The organism is Marinifilum fragile JCM 15579, assembly GCF_001310955.1.
Lineage (GTDB): Bacteria > Bacteroidota > Bacteroidia > Bacteroidales > Marinifilaceae > Marinifilum > Marinifilum fragile.
This window is the reverse complement of record NZ_BAZX01000005.1, coordinates 112,333-131,081: the sequence shown is the minus strand read 5'-3', so window position 1 is coordinate 131,081 and position 18,749 is coordinate 112,333. Positions and strand designations below refer to the sequence as shown.

Here is an 18,749-nt window from a genome sequence, read left to right as displayed (position 1 = left end):
GTTAATTTCTATTTGTGATTAAATCTTTACTTCCGAATTTTAATGATGTATTCCGTTGTGTCCTCTTATTTCTTGTATCCACGAAATGGCAATAAAAAGAATAGATAATACACAAGCTCCAAGAAGAACTATAAATCCGCCTGTCCAACTCCATTTGTCAACAACTGCACCCATTGCAATATTGGCAAAAAGAGCACCGCCCATATATCCAAACAATCCAGTTAAACCAGCAGCGGTGCCTGCAGCTTTTTTAGGAACCAAATCAAGAGCATGAACACCAATAAGCATAACTGGACCATAGATTAAGAAACCAATACAAACCAATGCGATTGAATTTGCTACTATAGAGTCACTTGTCCAGTACATGAAAACTGAAATGGTAACAAATACCATATAAATAATACTTACTGGAGCACGTTTTCCTTTAAATACACTATCACTTAAATATCCACACAAAAGAGTCCCTGGTATTCCAGCCCATTCGTAAGCAAAATATGCCCAACCTGTTTCTTCAATTGAAAAACCTTTAGCCTCTTCCAGATATAATGGAGCCCAATCTAACACCCCGTAGCGCACCAAATAAACAAAAGCATTCGCTATAGCAATCATCCACAAAAGTCGGTTCTTAATGATATACTCTAGAAAAATTTGCTTTGCAGACATTTCTTCTTCAAACTTCTCTGAGTATGAATCGGGATAATCATTTTTATATTTTTCAATGTTTGGTAAACCACATGATTGAGGTGTATCTCTTATTAATAACCAAGCAATAAATGCAACAAATAATGCTACTATACCAGGAAAGTATAGTTTGGCCTGCCAATCAACAAAAATTGCCACACCTAAAATTGCCAAAGGTCCTATAATTCCTCCTCCAACATTATGAGCTACATTCCAAATCGACATCTTAGTTCCGCGTTCACGAATAGAAAACCAGTGCACCATAACACGACCACAAGGAGGCCATCCCATTCCCTGAAACCATCCGTTCAACAACAACAGAACAAACATGATGGCAATTGATGATGTTGCAACTGGTAGTATCCCCATAGCAATCATTGTAATTGCTGACAATACCAACCCAAGAGTTAAGAAACGACGAGCATTACTTCTGTCCGAAACATTTCCCATTATGAACTTACTCAATCCATATGCAATAGATACTCCTGATAATGCGAATCCTAACTCTGTTTTAGAATATCCTAAATTCACTAAATCTGGCATTGCCAATGAGAATACCTTTCTCACAAGGTAATAACCTGCATATCCCAAGAAAATCCCAACAAACACTTGCAGACGCAATCGTTTGTAAACCGGGTCAATTTTGTTCTCAGGCAACAACTCTTTATGAGCAGCTGGCTTTAAAAATCCAATCATTTTAAAATAAATTAATGGTTATTGTAATTTTGAATATTATTAATTTTCACATGAGCATTATTTACAACTCGCACTTCCAAAAATCCCAAATACTCCATAAACAACATTATTCTGTTTCATTAATACACTTCTATTTGAATCAATTATCTCAGAAAAAAGTATATAAACGACTCCCTAATTGTTCATCAAATTTGATATCTCTAATAGTGGTATTGAATAATAAATCCTAATACATAGCACATTGTTTAACTATGTATGTGGGATAAAAAAAATGTCCATCTCAATTCTATGTGTTAAGTCAACATCACTCGTATGTTAATTTAACGTTAAGTGAACGCGACAAAGCTAAATAAAATACTTAGTAATACAAGGTGCATAGTTAAAAAAGATATTATTTATAATTATTCCAAAAAACTCTCTTTATCAAAACACTTATAGTGCTTATATATAGATTACTGAAAATAAAAAAGGGGTTATTTCAAATTTGAAATAACCCCTTTTTTATTTATTAGTACTTTTATTCATCTGCATCTATCCAATTTTGAGATCTACTAACAGCCTTCTCCCAATATTTTTTATGATGCTTCACTATTTCTTCATCCATCTTCACCTCAAACTCTTTGTCCAGCTTCCAATAATCTTGAATCTCTTCTACACTATTCCAAAATCCCACACCTAAACCAGCCAAATAAGCTGCTCCAACTGCTGTAATTTCTTTAATTTCTGGTCTTACAATTGGCAAACCTAAAAAATCAGCTTGATATTGAAGCAAGGTATCATTTGCCATTAATCCACCACCTCTTAATTGCTCCACTTTTATGCCTGAATCCGCTTCCATTGTTTTCAAAACATCTGATGAACGATGAGCAATACATTCTAAGGAAGCACGAGCAATATGACCAATACTAGTTCCCATGTTTAATCCCCAAAATGTTCCTCGGGCATATTGATCCCAATAAGGTGCACCTAATCCTGTAAAAGCAGGAACAATATAAACACCTCCATTATCTTCTTCGGTTAATGCAAGTAATTCAATCTCCTCAATGGAATGTATTAGGTTTAAGCTATCACGCAACCATTGCACAACAGCACCGCCAATAAAAACACTTCCTTCCAAAGCATAAGTAGGTTTATCTCCAATTCCCCAAGCTATTGTCGTAATCAAATCATTTTTTGATTCTACAGGCTCATTGCCGGTATTCATCAACATAAAACAACCTGTATTGTAGGTATTCTTCACCATTCCCTTCTCAAAACAAGCTTGTCCAAAAAGTGCTGCCTGCTGATCACCGCAAATTCCAGAAATAGGAATCTCCTCACCAAACATTGATCTTCGAGTATGCCCGTAAACCTCACTAGATGAACACACTTTGGGAAGAAGCGATTCTGGAATATCAAGCAGCTCCAATAACTCCTTATCCCAACACAAATCATGGATATTATAAAGCATTGTACGACTAGCATTCGATACATCGGTAATATGAAGTTCTCCTTTTGTTAATTTCCAAATTAACCAGCTATCCACAGTTCCAAAGGCGAGTTTTCCATTTTCTGCCTTTTCTCTGGCTCCTTCAATGTTATTTAGCAACCACTGTATTTTGGTAGCAGAAAAGAAAGCATCTAAAATTAGTCCTGTCTTATCTTTGATCTTTTGTGAATATCCCTTCTCTTTTAATTTATCACAAAGGTGTGATGTTCTTCTATCCTGCCAAACTATTGCATTATTAATTGGTTCACCAGTTTCTCTATCCCAAATAATTGTTGTTTCTCTTTGATTGGTAATTCCAATCCCTGCAATATCTTTTCCTGTTAGTCCAGTTTTTGACAATACCTCCTCTGCAACTGATGCTTGCGAATACCAAATTTCCTTGGCATCTTGCTCAATCCATCCTGGCTTAGGATAATATTGCTCATATTCCTTCTGAACTTGCGCAACAATTTCGCCTTTTTTATTAAATAAAATTGCTTTTGAAATTGACGTTCCCTGATCTAAGGATAAAATATAATCTCTCATTCCTCTGGTAATTAATTGCATTTAACAGTTTTACGCGTTCTCCTTTATCCTTGTAATAGATAGATTTAAGGAATCAACATACTCTCTCATTACTTCCAAATGCGAAGCACCTTCATTGGTAAGTTTGTAGTATTTTCTTGGAATACCAGTATCCATTTCCGCCCATTCCGAAGTAACCAACTTCTCTTTTTTGAGTCGGTTTAAAAGTGGGTAAATTGTACCCTCTGCAATTTCTAGGGAAGTAAATTGATTCATTTCACTAATTAATTCGTAACCATAACATGGTTTCGACCTTAACAATAGGAGAATAATGTATTCCAACAGTCCCTTTTTAAATTGAGACTTCCATTTTGTTATAAAGTATTCGTTGATTTCGTGATTCATGGTGTAACAAACATATAAAAAAATACATAGTTTTACAAGATATCTTGCAAGAGTATAGTCTTAAAATGCATACTGGTATTCCAAGATATATACTAACTACTTAATAGATACCTCTACTCTGAATTTTGGCTTTTTTTGCTGATCCGAAAGATTTCTTAAATCCGCTGTTTTCACAATAAAATTATCCTGTGAGACATTCAAACTATCCAATAGGTAACTCGTTATTTCTTTATTTCTCGTATCAATCAACGAATCAAGCATTTGATTAGCTTTTACATTTCCAACCTTTTCAATACAAAGTTCTTCCAAGGTTTTTGAAATTTCAGCACTATCCTTAACCAAATAACTTCTAAACTCCAGAGATTGATTCGCCCAATTTTCTAATTTCTTACTTTTCAGATTTGGAACTTCTTCAGACTTATATTTGAAATAATCACTCACACAATCTTCAAGAACCAAATAATTTCTTTCTTGGTTTATATCTGTTTCTTGAGTAAAGGAGAAGACCAATTCATTCTTCTTCTGTAAAATTTCTGAAATATCCTTTAAAGTTGATTTTTCTTTATTGCCTAGCGAAACACTCGAATAATTTAATTGAATTATTTCAATATTTTCTGGGTTTGTACCAGTGATGTTTCCAAGAATACCAAATGGTTTAGCTGCAGTCTTTACCAAGAAATTCATTAATGTTTTCCAGATAATCTTGCCCAGCTTAAAATCTGGCTCATTTGGGTTACCCGATACTGGCAAATCAAATTGGATGATATCATTTTGATCTTTTAGCAGGTACAAAGCCAATCTAACTGGAGCCTTTATGGTATTTGGATCCTTTGTTTTATTCCCAAAGTCAAACTCTGAAATTTTAATATTGTTTTGATTGTCCAAATGATTAGGACTAATATCGATCTTACAATCGTAGTTTAAGTTACCTTGAGTTATCGGTCTTGCAATATAAAACTCTGTGTATGGTGAGAAACTCATTAATTCCAATCCGGTAACTTTAGTTTTCAAATTAAAATCGTAAACTTCCTGCAAATTGAAATTTAAGTTTCCCTTCAACTCTCCTTCTCCATTTAAGTGCATTGAGTAATCCAAAGGTACATTATTTGCTGTTTCTGTTATTTTACCAATATTCAGTGCAATATCTTTAATATCATAAACAAAATCACGATTTAAAGTTTTATCGGAAAATTGTAACAAACCACCTTTAACAATTACACTATCAACAGCATAAAACAACGATTGATCCTGTTTTAGCGAATCCTGCTTAACTTCTGATAATTCATTAGTATCAACGGCCATTATAGGTTCAAAAACCCTTTCAATATTAGTATTCTCTTTAAACAAAGTAGCATATATTTCAGGATCATTTATGACAACCTTCCCTATTTGGTAATGAGATGTACCAATATTTAAGGAATCTAGATTTACACTTGTAGATTTTGCTGCAAGAAAGCGATTTCCTTCCAAATCATTTAATGAGAAATTCTGCAAACTGGTATTTCCTTTAACAAATACATCCATAAAATCCGTCATACTTCCATTTATTTTTAGAGATGTATTTATTTTCCCTTCCATACTCGAAATCTTCATATAATCCTTGGCATAAGCCATGAAAGGTTGAATATTAATATCATTAACCTTTAAATCAATCATATATCTTTTCTTGGTATGATCTACATTTGCATTGATACCAACATTCCCCTCTCCTCCAATGGAAAAATCTACTCCCATCTCCGATTTTTGATTGTCCCAAGCAATCAATGGCAGGTTCAGATTAATATTTTTTAAATCAAGCAAATTATCTTTCTGCTTATCAAAGTATCCGATGTAGCCATTTTTTATCTCAATATCATAAATAGAAAATTTAGTGGTTTTACTCTCTTGATTCATCTGAACGCTGTCAGTTGTTTCCTCTTCGCTCACCAATAAATCATCAAAGTTAAATCCAACACTATCCTGAATAACAGATATATTTAATCCATCCAAATAAATTTGTGATACCGAATATTCTCCGGAAATCAACTTCCATGGGGAGACATTAACATACAACTCATTAAATGACACAAACTGATCTGTATTATTGCTTTCATACAAGCGAAAACCATTTACCCGAACTGATACTTTTGCGTAATTAAAGTGCAATTCTGAAATTTCAAGTTTTCTGCCGATAAGCTCTTCCGAATGATTAACAAGGTAGTTTTTTACTATTGTTGATAGGAAAAAGAATAACAACACTATTATTGTCAGAATTGACAATAATATGATCTTTTTTCTGGATAATCTTTTCATTTATTTATACTATTATTTCAATTGTCAGATGGAACTTCCCATTCCTAAATAATCATACCCACATGTACCAACACAATAGAGATAATAATTATTTACTCATGGACGTTTCATACTTCTTATTTAAATTGATAAATCAAAACTAGCAATAGTTTATGATTTATTATACTTCCTATAAAATTTTATAAAAAAAGGAGCTCTCGCCTCCTCCTGATTTTAACCCCAAATTATTAATGATTATAAACATGAATATCTCTTTGTGGGAACGGAATTCCAACATCGTTCTTATCAAATTCCTTTTTCACTGTTTCTTGCATGTAAAAGAATACTTCCCAGTAATCAGCTGCATTAACCCAAGCACGAACTGCAAAGTTCACCGAACTATCAGCCAATTCTGATACTGCAATAAAATGAGCAGGATCTTTTAGCACCTTTGGATGATTTGCCAATAATCCTTCCAAAATTCCTTTTGCTTTATCTATATCATCAGAATAACCAATTCCAAATTTCATATCAACTCTTCGATTAGGTTGAGTTGAATAATTTATCATTGATCCAGTAGATAAACCACCATTAGGAATAATAATGGTCTTGTTATCAGGCGAAAGTAGAATGGTATTGAATAGCTGAATTTCCTTAACTACTCCAAGGTAACCTTGAGCCTCTAACAAATCGCCAACCTTAAATGGTTTGAAAATTAGAATTATTACTCCACCAGCAAAGTTCTGCAAAGTTCCAGACAAAGCCATACCAATTGCCAAACCCGCAGCACCCAATATTGCTATAAATGAAGTCATTTGCACACCAATCATGCCTACAACAGCAATGAAAAGCATAATCTTCAGCATAATAGATAGAATACTAACAATGAATGGCTTTAAAGTAGGATCCAATTCATTCTTATCCATTATTTTTCCAATCCCTTTGGTAATTACCTTAATAATCCAAAGACCGATTATAAGGGTAATAACAGCCAACAGAAGTTTCGGTGCATATTCCAAAGCCATAGTCCACAACTGGTCCGATTTCTCAAACATCTTATTCAAATCCATAATTAATTGGTTTTATATAAATAATCTCTTATTATTTGGTCAAACTGTAAAGTTTAAGCATAAAAAAAATCCCAAATGGAATTTCATAGATTAAATTTAAATAAAAATTAGCGTAAATTAAAACCTATACATCTTTAATTTATTGTGAATTGTTGAAAAATAAATGTAAGTTTTATTTAGCTTTTCTTAAACAATATAAAGCAAAAAAGCAATTAACAACATAACACATTCATAATTAACAAGGTAATTTTCTATAGAAACAGAATGTTTGTTTATGATTTTACACTTGAAGATTAAAAAAATATGCACAAAAAAAAGAGGCTTACGCCTCTTTTCTTCTTCTGTCAGAATATCTTTTTCCATCGCTTTTTCCTCTGCGATCTTTGGAAGAATCTCTCCTGCCGTACCCTCTATCTCTGCGATCTCCTCTATCACGATCACCTCGCGAACGTCCTTTGCGAGGACCTCCATCTGAAGTTGGTCTATCACCTGACACTTCGATTCTGATTTTTCTGCCACCAATTACAGCGCCAGCAAAACCTTTAATAATATCATCGGTAAATCCTTTATCAACATCAAAGAATGAGAAAACACCTTTCAAATCAACTCTACCAACATTTTTACCTCGAACTCCACATTGTTTGTGAATCAGGTTTAACAAGCGAGGTACATCAATGCCGTCTTTCTTACCAATATTGATAAACATGCGGTCTTCGCCTTTGTTGTCTTCTTTTTTGTTTCTGCGTTGAGTAGTTGATTTTAGATTCAAATCATCTGCATTCTTGTAATATTCCCAAAAACGGTTGAATTCCAAGGAAACAAAACGCTTGATTAAATCTTCACGACTTAAGGCTTCCAACTCTTCGTTAATCCCATCAATAAATGGTGTAATTTCTTCCTCTTCAACCTCAACTTGGTTTACACGCTGCATAAAGTTCATCAACTGTCTTTCGCAAACCTCCTTACCTACAGGAATTCTCACCTGCTCGAAATCGGTTTTTAATCTTCTAGAAAGATCTTTTACTTTACGCTCCTCTCTTGGAGTAACTAAGGCAATTGAGATTCCTTTCTTTCCTGCACGTGCTGTACGACCGCTTCGGTGAGTATAGAATTCCAACTCATCAGGCAAGTTGTAATGAATTACGTGAGAAAGATCATCCACATCGATACCACGTGCCGCAACATCAGTCGCAACCAATAATTGCAATGAGCGGTTTTTAAAGTTACGCATCACCCTGTCGCGCTGTACCTGGGTTAAATCGCCATGCAAAGCATCGGCATTGTAACCATCTTTCATTAACAATTCGGCAACTTCCTGAGTTTCCTTTCTGGTTCTACAAAAAATAATACCGTAAATGTCTGGGAAAAAATCTACAACACGTTTCAAAACATTGTAACGGTCGCGATTGTTCAACATGTAATATTGATGAGAAATATTCTTGTTGGTTGTATTTGCTTTTCCTACAGTTACCTCAGTAGGATCTGTCATGTAATTTTTAGAGATTCGTCGAACTTCTGGTGGCATAGTTGCCGAAAACAACCAAGTCACTTTATCTTCGGATGTAGAAGACAAGATGGCATCAATGTCTTCCTTAAATCCCATGTTCAACATTTCATCTGCCTCATCAAGAATTAAATATTCAACAGCAGATAAATTAACAGCCTTCCTTCTAATTAAATCAAGAAGACGCCCTGGGGTAGCCACAATTACGTGTGCTCCTCTTTTCAGTTTTCGAATTTGCTCTTCGATACTTGCACCCCCGTACACATTCACAACGTTCAGGTTTAAGATATTCTTTGAGAATGTCTTAAGATCGTCTGCAATTTGGATTCCCAATTCTCTTGTTGGAGATAGAATCAAAGCTTGCGGTATTTTCACCTGTGGCTCGATAAGCTCAAGCAAAGGTAAACCGAAAGCCGCCGTTTTTCCTGTTCCGGTCTGAGCCAATCCTACAAAATCAGATCTTCCGTCGAGAAGAACCGGGATTGCTTGTTCTTGGATAGGAGTTGGGGTTTCGAAGCCTAATTCGGAAATAGCTTCTAGTATGGCCTTTGATAGACCAAGATTTTCAAATGAATTCATTCTATAATTTTTATGAGCCGCAAAGGTAGCAATTAAAATAGGAAGTAAAGCCTATTTTGAATAGAATGATATAAATTAAATTCCTTTAGTTAATTTTCTGATTTTTAAATAGAAAGAATAAGATCTTTTATCCATCAATTACTCTATTTCTTCTTTAATTAATATGATATATTATAATCGAGGTAATTCTTGAAATAATATAATATTTCATGAGCTCATTTCAATATCAAAAAATAGAGTTACATATTGTCGGGAGATGAAATTATACAAAAAAACCGCCTCGCAATGCGAAACGGTTTGTATCTAATTTTTTTGATTTCTTTATTTTACCAGCATAAAAACTACTTCGGATTTTATTACTGATGGCAATTCAATTTTACGAAGTTCCAAACTTCTCATCCAGCCTGCAATTTCCTTTTCCTTCAAGCTATATAGCACTTCTCTAAATTCATCGATCTGATCATCGTTGTAGTCGTTTTCTTCGAAGTTTTTGTAAGCATCTAGTTCCTCATCTTCATAATAAATGATCTCTTCAGACATTTTATTCAAAAGGTCGGTTTCACAAATTTCATGTGCACCACAACACTCTTCCATTGGCTCTGCCACTGGCTCTTCTTCAATCTCCCCCTTATGCGCTCTTAGCTTTTGTCCAATCCAGGTAGAAAGGAATGCAATTGCAGCAATCACTACAAGCGATATCAATAAAACTTCCATGCTTGCAAAACTAAAAATTAAGATCTATTAAATCAAGATATCTAGATATACTTTTTAATACAAAGTTCTTCATTCTCTTTCGTGCATACAACAAAACCATGAATCACAAGATCATATCCAGTCATTCATGGTTTTGTATTTTTAGGTTTTTACAGTCTATTGCTTTCCCGTAGCCTTTTCGTATTGTTTTTTGAAAAGATTTCTTTGATTGGTCATGAACTCTAGTTCTTTCTCTAATCTCTTTTTCTCTTTTCTCAGCCAACCTAACTTGTCATCTTTTTCTTTTATCTGTTCCATTAAAGCTGAAACTTCACTTTCTTTCCGCGCAACAGCTTCGCTGGATTTTTTCTTTTCAGTTTCAAGTTTCTTTTTGTCCCATTCTGCCTCAACTCCAGCTGCTTTTAAATCTTGTGCCAACTTGGTAGAATCAGATTTTAAAGTTTCAATTTGTTTCTTCAAATCAGATATTGCTCCTTCGTTACTGCTATTCTGATTAATCAGATTGTTATATTTTGAAAGTGTTTCCTCCAATCTTGATTTTAAAGCAGTTGTATCCGATGCCAATCCCATCAATTCAGTACTTAACTCATCGATTTCGGTATTCTTTTTAGCATTGCTTTCGGCCATACTGTTTTTCATCTCGTTAAACTCTGCCAATGTTTTATCCAACTTAAAATTTAACTGAGTGATTTGCTGTTTCTTTTTTGAGTTCTCCTTATCTAAGGCAGATACTTTTGCATCGCTTCTACGCTTTGCATATTCAAGCTCTTCGTACTTTTTCTTTGAAACAACACATGATGTTAGCATTAAGGATGCCAAAGACAGAACAAGCAATTTACTTCTCATAGGACTTATATTTTAATTTCGTAGTTGATTATCTATAACAGAAATACAAGCGAAGATATTTTTTATTCAACAAAAAATAAATATTTCTGACCAAAATTAACATTTTTTAAAAGTATTCTCGTCAGAATCGCTTTTCTTGCACTTATATTAACATATCTTTGTGTATCATGATTACCAAATACATTTTGGCAAAGAATTTGAAAAACAGAAAAGAAACAATCCTACATATCATGCAAAAATTTAAATTATTGCTTGTAATGCTATGTGCATTCTCGCTAACAGGTTTTTCGCAGGAAAACGAAAGCAAAGAAGACAATTCTGGTATTATTAGAATTGTTGGTAAACTAACCAACAAACAAAATAACCAACCAATACCATTTGCCAATGTTGGTGTAATTGGATCGTATATTGGAGCCGCATCAAATTTGGACGGAATTTTTGAGTTTAAAATTCCTGGGAAATATAACGAACAAATGATTCAAGCTTCTGCAGTCGGTTTTTCTACTTTTACAGCAAAGGTCTCTGAATGTTCTCAAGTAGATACCCTTGAGATTGTGTTAACACCAAAAAATTATAATATTGGTGAAGTTGAAGTAATGGCTGAATCGCTGGTTCTGCAAAAAAGAATTAAAACTGCACTTGAAAAAATTCCTGAGAACTACCTTCAAACTCCTTTCAACTACGATGTTTATTACAGATCTGAAAAACTTGAGAACGAAGAACTGAACAGACTTCGTGAAGCTGCTGTTAGAATTTATGACGATAAAGGATATCAGCGTGCTGACGCATACCAAGTTTTCAAAGAGCGTGGATATAAATTCCTGCAGGTACGCAAAAACTTCGAACCAGCTTCTTTGGCCGACGGATCGACCTTTTTAGACGAGTTGCTTGAAATGGATATCGTAAGAAGTCGTGGTAATGTTTTAAATGGAAATCACATTAGTTTTTACGACTTAAAATTAGATCAGATTACAGAGTATGAGAATGATTCAATTTGGGTAATTAGTTATAAAAGCAAACGTCCGATGCTAAGTAATACAGGCGATTATTATGCAAAAAATTATTCTGGTAAATTGTACATTAAAACCAAAGATTACGCAGTAATTAAGAACGAAACGCATGTTGTTGCTACAAATTATTCTCCACAAGGAAGAAGCTTTTACGTAAATGAGAACAGACAGAAGTGGGAACCTTTAAAAATCGAATATAATTTTAGTGTGACTTACAAACAACACTCTGGTAGATATTACTTAAGCTATGTAAATTACAAGCGTCATCACGAATTGAAAGAAAAAGAAACTGGAATTCCAAAATCGCTTGATATCAATACAGAAATGCTAATCACAAAGATTAACACCGAAAATCCAGAAATAATTGAAAAAAGAGCATATTACGAAGATATGCCTTACGACAAGAATTTTTGGGAATCTTATAATATTATTTTTGATGGAGAATAAAGAAAGAGGCGAAAGCCTCTTTTTTTTATTAGTGTCTTACAATAGTGTAGACCATCTGATCCATAAATTGTCCGTTTTTATAGATTGCAGACCTTTGAACTGACTCCAATTCAAAACCTGCTTTTCCCAGCACTATAGATGAAGCTTTATTATCCGAAAAAACATAAGCATAGAGTCTAACAATAGGAAAGTTTTGAAATGCCAGTTCGACCATTTCCTTCACCACATTGGTCATTATTCCCCTGTTCCAATATTCCTCACCCAACCAATAACCCAGTTCAGCTGATTTTCTATAAACATCCTTTTGTCTTTCAATCCCAATTGCACCAATCACTTTATTATTAAGAGTTATTGCCAGATTATATGAATCAATGGTTCTATTAGCAAAACGCACCCAATTAACGGCATCAGAGTAAGTGTATGGTTTTGGAAAGCTATCCTTCAAAAACTTAGCAACGGCAGGATTATCAGCATATTTTACCAAATTATCTTCATCTCCTTTTTGCCATTTTCTTAATACAACATTTTGTACACCTATCTTTACTGATTCCATGAAACTACATTTAAAATTGAAAACCCTACAACAACTACCTAACAAGTTCTTGAAAATATTGATGCAACGCAATTTTCAGACATAAAAAAACCGCCTTATAATTAAGACGGTTTACAAATTATTTAGATTTGAAAATTACTCTTCTGTATTTTCAACCTCTTCTTCTTTGTCAAGATCTTCAAGAAGATTGTTCTCTTGTAGCAAATTATACCACTGGAATATTTTCTTCATATCTGATACATACACACGATCTTCGTCGTAGTTAGGCAAAACTTCTGCCATGTATTCTTTCAATTCATTTCCTGAAGCTTTATGGCTAACTGCTTTTCCTCCGTTTTCTTTCTCTTTAATGTTTTTGAAAACGTCGGCCAATGGCACATCTCCTTCATCTGTAAAAATTGCGATATCTTCCAAAGCACTAATTTTTGAAGTTGCATAAGCTGGCATTCTTTTTTTATCAACCAACGACTCAACAATCAAAGCATTTTTTGCATTCGATACCATTTTAAAAAGACCCGAATGTCCTGATATAGCTAATATTCCTTTCAACATATTTTCAAATTTTAATTTTGGAAGCACAAATTTATAATTCCATAGTATTATACAAAACTATTTGGCCAAAAATAGTTTAAAAGCTTTCGTTTTATGCAAATCCTCGCTCTTTCTTAATTTTCTCAAATGCTTCATTCACTTTCTGAAACTTCTCTTTAGCAGCCTCTTGAACATCTTCTCCAAGATAACTCACCTTATCTGGATGATATTTTACAGCCATTTTTTTGTAGGCCTTTTTCACTTCTTCATCAGTGGCATCTTTGGTTAATCCAAGAATCTTATAACTCGAATCAGTATCCTGCACAAACATGGACTTGATAGAAGAATAATCATTCCCCTGAATTCCCAAATAGTATGATATCTTATCAATAATTGCCTGTTCTGAACTTGAGATCGATCCATCAGCCTGTGCAATTCCAAACAAGAAATGCATCAATTGTAATCTCGAAGAATAATCAAGATGAGCCTGTACTTGTCTGCAAACTTCTTCAACCGGAATGTTCTGTTTTAAGATATCCTTTAGCATTCCAATTGCTTCTGTTGCGCGCCCAACACCAAAGCTTTTCACCAAATTGGCTTTTACGTAATCCAATTCTGATCGAAGCACCTTACCGTCAGCTTTCATTACTGCGGCAACAAGCACTAGTAGGCTCATGACGAAATCTCCCTGGCGAGTTTGACCTGCTACCTTACCTCCTTCTATTTCAATTGTATCAAAAGCAGAACCAACAAGATATCCCAAAATACCTCCAATTGGTCCAAGAAAAGCCCAACCTAATCCTCCGGCTATCCATTTTCCATATTTACCCATAAATGGCAATCAATTTTTATTGTATAATAAATATCTGGACGAAAAAAACCAGAAAGCTTTAAAGATAGCATAATTCAGCTTTTTTCTTAGATCTATAGCAAAACCTTAACAAAGTTTAACACGCATAAGTTCCTTATGAATTTCCATAATTTGAGGTAGAATTAAACCTGAATTGTTATAAATCACAAAATCTGATTTCTCTATTTTCACGCTTTCGGCAAGCTGATTCTTCATGCGTTCCTTAACCGCATTTGCATCAACTCCATCTCTATCCATTACTCGCTTAACTCTTAGTTCTTCATCTGCTGTCACACAAATAATCTTATCAAAATTCTTGTACAAACCGGTATCAAACAATATTGCAGATTCTTGTATTACATATGGCGATTGCTGTTTTTCGCTCCAGCTTTGAAAATCATTTCGAACAACAGGATGAACTATAGCATTTACATCCTGTAATGCCTTTGGATTGTTAAAAATAATATCGGCAAGATATTTTCGATTAAGAAAGTGATCCTTAGTATATACATCGGGACCAAATCTTTCAATTAATTTGGTCTTGATTTCATCGCTTTCTATCATTAAACGCTTGGCCTCCCTATCGGAAACATACACCGGAATTCCCAACAATTTAAATACTTCGGCAACAATAGATTTTCCAGTACCAATTCCTCCTGTTAATCCAATTTTCAGCATGACACATTGTTATTGAACCGACTTACGTTTCTCAATTAGGAAATTAACGGTTTGAGGATAAAAACGAACATTTGAAACAAAATCAGGACTGCGTTTTAACTCAACCCTCAACTTGTTTCCATCACCTTGTATGGCTTCTAAATAATCAACCCTCACATCAAAATGATCTTCAGTAATATTTTCGTATTTATTCATTCCTACAAAATACGATAGTTTCACATCTCCAGGGAATAAACGCAACAAAACCGAATCAGGCAAATTATCAACCTTTATTGAAACATTTTTGTTAGCCTCTGTAAATCGCTCAACGGGAATATTAACTGTAAGCTTTTTAGGTGAGAAACTAACACCTTCAATTTTCTCAAAATCAACCTCCCTCTTCGTATCTTTCTTCAAACCTGATAACTCTAACAGTTCTGTTTTAGCAATATGTATCGAGTCAATTAAAGATTGAGGTCCTTTTACCAATATACTGTCGAATTCTTGAAGAATCGCTCCTCCTTTCATAAACTGTTGTTCATAATTCAGTTTCAAATCCAATACGACTGGTACTTTCTTCTCTAAAATTGGTGAAAATTGAAAACGAATGGTGTCCGGACTAATAGCTTCCAAACGAATACCTGTCGACAATTCCTTCTCAATCCTCTCTTTTATATTTGAGGTAAGCAAAGTGTAATTATTCAGCGAACTCCCCTCAATTCTTTTGTTTGTATATTTATTCACATCGAAAGGATTGGATAAAAAAGCTGTACTTAACTTGTAACGAAGCAAGTCGAAACCATAAGCACTTACACGCAAGCTTAGCTTCTTTGGAAGATCATTGGTAAGTATCTTATTTTCCGGAAAGTTGATATAATATACAGGGTAATTGATACTCGTTGTATATTCTTTACTCAGTGCATTCAAAAACCAGAAAATTGTTGATAAACCAACAAAGAATAAATAAACCAATAGTTTTTTATTCGATGTTATTTTTTCTTTGTTAAAATATCCTTTTAGTTTCTGAAAATCGAGATTATTCAAGGTACTTAGTATTTAGAAAAGCTGTGCCTTAATCGGCACAGCCTGATAAATTATTTTTGAGCAACGTCACTCATGTCTTTAACAACCGCAGCTTTATCAACTTTCAAACGGTTTTGTCCTTCTACTTCCATAATAATTGCACGCTCCTGAATTTCCAGTACTTTTCCATAAATACCGCCAGTAGTAACAATTTTATCACCTTTCTTTAATTCATCACGGAATTTTCTTAATTCCTTCTGCTTTTTCATCTGAGGACGAATCATGAAGAAATAGAATACTACGACAATTAAAATCAAAGGAATAAAAGAAGTTAAACTTCCCTGACCTTCTGCAGGCTGAGCCATCAATAAGATGTTTAGCATATTCATTTCAATCCAAATTTAATGGTCTTTCGACCGATTTATTATAAAATTACAAATCATTTAATAACTATTCCACATTAGCTGTAAGAATCAGCTTTTTCTTTTTCTGTAAAGTATTACTGTAAATTGTAATTACTTTGTATTGCTTACCATGGCGCCCTTTAGAATTGAACTCAATGGTTATTTTCGATTCTTCTCCAACCTTAATAGGTTTCTTTGTCCATTTAAAATTGGCACATCCACAATCACTTTCTATACTTTTAATGATTAGGTTGCTTTCGCCGATATTTTTAAAATAGAAATCACAAACCCCAATTTCTCCTTCCGAAATCTCCCCAAATTTATGTATTTCTTTACTAAACTCAAACTTAGGATACTTACCTGATTTCACCGATTCTACAGAGTCCACACCAACAGGTTTATTTTCTTTAGATGAACCACCTGCACAGCCTAAAACAAACACAAAAATCAACAGTTGTGCTAAAACCACCCACTTCCTATTTCTAAATTTTAATGCATTCATACTTTAATTTTCGGATTTCGAAAGTACAAAAATTTCAATGAATCTATTCACATCAGTTCATATAAAACAAAAATGCGCATAATCCATTGATTAGCGCATTTTAATTATCTGTTAAAAGTTAAGATTATACTTCTCCAACTAATCCTCTACCAACTTTCTTAACTTTTCCATTTTCTTTTAATTCCTTAACCAACTTATCAAGTATACCATTAATAAAGTTGCTTGAATTTGAAGTACTATAAAATTTCGCAATTTCAAGATACTCATTAAAACTTACCTTTACCGGCACATTCGGAAATTCCTTTAACTCGGTAAGAGCCAACTCCATAATTAGAATATCCATAAAGGCTATTCGTTCCAAATCCCAGTTCTTGGTATTTTTCTGAATCATTTCCACATGTTCAGTGTGATTCACTACTGCTTTGCGGAACAATGTTTTCACGTAATCTTCATCTTCAGCATCTTTAAACAAAGACATAAGCGAAGTGTACTGATCATCATTCTCATTTAATCCTTTGATGGTTTTAATCACCATGCTAATGATAAACTCAATCTCATCGTTCCAATAAATACTTTTTTCTTCCATTAAAGAATAAAAGTCATCATCAGCCGCAACTAAAGTCAAGAAAAATTTCTCTACAAACTTTTTATCGTCTTGATAAGAATTTTTCTCAGCATTCATATAATTAATATACAAATCTGATTTCACCAACTTATCAAATAACAATCGAATATAGTCCTCCTGATCTGTCCAAGTAATTGTATTGGATTCAGCATAGCTATTCAACTGAATGTTTTCAGCCAATTGCTTAATTACTTTGTTGTCTATGAACCTGGTGTTAGGATTGAGATCCTCGTGAGTAGGGATAATTTTTGCTTTTGCAGTATCAATCTTTTTTTCTGAAACAAAAGCCAGCTCTACAATCAGCAGAAGCAAATAATGGTATAAATCGTAAGCTTTTCCAATGCTGAAAAACAATTCCTTTTCAGCTTTTGCAATTGTGCGATCTTGGTTTTTATAGTACGCATACAATAATTGCAATACTTTCACTCGAAGTAATCTTCTACTAATCATATCCTTAAAGAACTTTTACAAATTTGTCATTGTGGCTGCAAAATTAGACTTTTTTTATAACTCAACAAGTAATTTTAAAAAAAACAGTAAAAAGAATTAAAGATCAGACTACCCTTTACTTTACATATAACAAAATCCTGTAAGTCTATAAAAGCCAATTGAAAAGGTTTGCATACTGAATTTAAATTACTTTTTTACGATAATAAATTACTAACACATAGCAATTAGTACGCAGATTTTTTTATTTTTGAAGACTATAAACAGAATAAATTAAAATTTATTTGAAATGGAAGGTTACGACAATAAAGATGGATATGAAAAAAAGAATCGCGATGAAATTTTTTCGAATGCGGTTAGGGCAGGAAAAAGGACGTACTTTTTTGATGTAAAAGCAACAAGAAAAGACGACTATTATCTAACAATTACAGAAAGTAAAAAGCGCTACGACAAAGAAGGAAACTATTCTTTCGAGAAACACAAAGTATTTTTATATAAAGAAGATTTTGACAAATTTTCTGAAGGATTGTTAGAGGCTTTGGATTTTATCAAATCATCAAATATGGAAACCAACGAAGTAGAAGAATTGTTCGTAACCGAAGAACAAAATAAACGCTCAGAACTAATTGAAGGATTAGAAGCAGAAGCCTATTCAAACGTTGAATTTGAAGATTTATCGGAATAAATATCATTTTATAAAACTTAAAGCTGCTTTTAACGAGCAGCTTTTTTTGTTTCGTGCACACTAGCATTCAAAAATATCTCAAAACTGTTACATTTGCACTGGCATATTTTTATTAAGTCCAAATATATAGCCCAAAACTATTAAATGATTAATAAAAATCCCTATTAATAGGGATTGTAATTATTGAAAATTTCCTATACGTTTGACCAACATTTAGGAAAATTTGTGATGCATATAAATAGAAAAAAACATCACC

Annotated in this window: 18 protein-coding genes; 2 read left to right on the top strand and 16 right to left on the bottom strand. The window is 33.5% G+C overall.

What is annotated here, in order from left to right:
- Window positions 1–39: 39 nt before the first annotated feature.
- From glpT to JCM15579_RS06395, 8 genes are all read right to left on the bottom strand, one after another.
- Window positions 40–1,377, bottom strand: coding sequence for a glycerol-3-phosphate transporter (gene glpT, locus JCM15579_RS06430; RefSeq protein WP_054717431.1), 1,338 nt, complete (start codon window positions 1,375–1,377; stop codon window positions 40–42).
- 517 nt (window positions 1,378–1,894) lie between these two features.
- Window positions 1,895–3,391, bottom strand: coding sequence for a glycerol kinase GlpK (gene glpK / locus JCM15579_RS06425; RefSeq protein ID WP_054717611.1), 1,497 nt, complete (start codon window positions 3,389–3,391; stop codon window positions 1,895–1,897).
- A gap of 30 nt (window positions 3,392–3,421) precedes the next feature.
- Window positions 3,422–3,775 carry a PadR family transcriptional regulator gene (locus JCM15579_RS06420; RefSeq protein WP_218186081.1) on the bottom strand — a complete coding sequence of 118 codons (354 nt, stop codon included), beginning with the start codon at window positions 3,773–3,775 and terminating at the stop codon, window positions 3,422–3,424.
- A gap of 96 nt (window positions 3,776–3,871) precedes the next feature.
- Window positions 3,872–6,067 (bottom strand): DUF748 domain-containing protein, encoded by a 2,196-nt coding sequence (locus JCM15579_RS06415; RefSeq protein WP_054717428.1) that lies wholly within the window; start codon window positions 6,065–6,067, stop codon window positions 3,872–3,874.
- Between the two features lie 227 nt (window positions 6,068–6,294).
- On the bottom strand, window positions 6,295–7,116 hold the full coding sequence (locus JCM15579_RS06410; RefSeq protein WP_054717424.1) for a mechanosensitive ion channel family protein: 822 nt from the start codon (window positions 7,114–7,116) through the stop codon (window positions 6,295–6,297).
- A gap of 322 nt (window positions 7,117–7,438) precedes the next feature.
- Window positions 7,439–9,199, bottom strand: a complete 1,761-nt coding sequence (locus tag JCM15579_RS06405) for a DEAD/DEAH box helicase (RefSeq protein WP_054717421.1) — start codon at window positions 9,197–9,199, stop codon at window positions 7,439–7,441.
- A 321-nt stretch (window positions 9,200–9,520) separates the two neighbouring features.
- The gene (locus JCM15579_RS06400) at window positions 9,521–9,913 is read right to left on the bottom strand and encodes a hypothetical protein (RefSeq protein WP_054717418.1); all 393 of its coding nucleotides are present in this window, start codon (window positions 9,911–9,913) and stop codon (window positions 9,521–9,523) included.
- 156 nt (window positions 9,914–10,069) lie between these two features.
- A complete protein-coding gene (locus JCM15579_RS06395) occupies window positions 10,070–10,759 on the bottom strand; it encodes a hypothetical protein (protein ID WP_054717415.1) in 690 nt (229 codons plus the stop codon).
- 230 nt (window positions 10,760–10,989) lie between these two features.
- Between JCM15579_RS06395 and JCM15579_RS06390 the strand changes: the two genes are divergently transcribed.
- Window positions 10,990–12,216: a carboxypeptidase-like regulatory domain-containing protein gene (locus JCM15579_RS06390; RefSeq protein ID WP_172677377.1), complete on the top strand. Its 1,227-nt coding sequence runs from the start codon at window positions 10,990–10,992 to the stop codon at window positions 12,214–12,216.
- A gap of 28 nt (window positions 12,217–12,244) precedes the next feature.
- On the opposite strand, the gene JCM15579_RS06385 is transcribed toward JCM15579_RS06390, so the two are convergent.
- The 8 genes from JCM15579_RS06385 to nusB all read right to left on the bottom strand — a co-directional run bounded on the left by JCM15579_RS06385 (window position 12,245) and on the right by nusB (window position 17,811).
- Window positions 12,245–12,769 (bottom strand): GNAT family N-acetyltransferase, encoded by a 525-nt coding sequence (locus tag JCM15579_RS06385; RefSeq protein ID WP_054717408.1) that lies wholly within the window; start codon window positions 12,767–12,769, stop codon window positions 12,245–12,247.
- Between the two features lie 135 nt (window positions 12,770–12,904).
- Window positions 12,905–13,321, bottom strand: a complete 417-nt coding sequence (locus tag JCM15579_RS06380; RefSeq protein WP_054717406.1) for a DUF5606 family protein — start codon at window positions 13,319–13,321, stop codon at window positions 12,905–12,907.
- A 91-nt stretch (window positions 13,322–13,412) separates the two neighbouring features.
- On the bottom strand, window positions 13,413–14,132 hold the full coding sequence (locus JCM15579_RS06375) for a TerB family tellurite resistance protein (protein WP_054717403.1): 720 nt from the start codon (window positions 14,130–14,132) through the stop codon (window positions 13,413–13,415).
- A 105-nt stretch (window positions 14,133–14,237) separates the two neighbouring features.
- Window positions 14,238–14,828, bottom strand: a complete 591-nt coding sequence (gene coaE, locus JCM15579_RS06370; protein WP_054717401.1) for a dephospho-CoA kinase — start codon at window positions 14,826–14,828, stop codon at window positions 14,238–14,240.
- A 9-nt stretch (window positions 14,829–14,837) separates the two neighbouring features.
- Window positions 14,838–15,851 carry a CdaR family protein gene (locus JCM15579_RS06365; RefSeq protein ID WP_054717398.1) on the bottom strand — a complete coding sequence of 338 codons (1,014 nt, stop codon included), beginning with the start codon at window positions 15,849–15,851 and terminating at the stop codon, window positions 14,838–14,840.
- A gap of 50 nt (window positions 15,852–15,901) precedes the next feature.
- Window positions 15,902–16,219: a preprotein translocase subunit YajC gene (gene yajC / locus JCM15579_RS06360; protein WP_245625849.1), complete on the bottom strand. Its 318-nt coding sequence runs from the start codon at window positions 16,217–16,219 to the stop codon at window positions 15,902–15,904.
- 61 nt (window positions 16,220–16,280) lie between these two features.
- Entirely contained in the window at window positions 16,281–16,736 is a 456-nt protein-coding gene (locus JCM15579_RS06355; protein ID WP_054717395.1) for a DUF1573 domain-containing protein, read from the bottom strand.
- A gap of 124 nt (window positions 16,737–16,860) precedes the next feature.
- Window positions 16,861–17,811 carry a transcription antitermination factor NusB gene (gene nusB, locus JCM15579_RS06350; RefSeq protein WP_054717391.1) on the bottom strand — a complete coding sequence of 317 codons (951 nt, stop codon included), beginning with the start codon at window positions 17,809–17,811 and terminating at the stop codon, window positions 16,861–16,863.
- Window positions 17,812–18,097: 286 nt separating this feature from the next.
- On the opposite strand from nusB, the gene JCM15579_RS06345 reads away from it, so the two are divergent.
- Window positions 18,098–18,493: a DUF3276 family protein gene (locus tag JCM15579_RS06345; protein ID WP_054717387.1), complete on the top strand. Its 396-nt coding sequence runs from the start codon at window positions 18,098–18,100 to the stop codon at window positions 18,491–18,493.
- The last annotated feature ends 256 nt before the right edge of the window (window positions 18,494–18,749 follow it).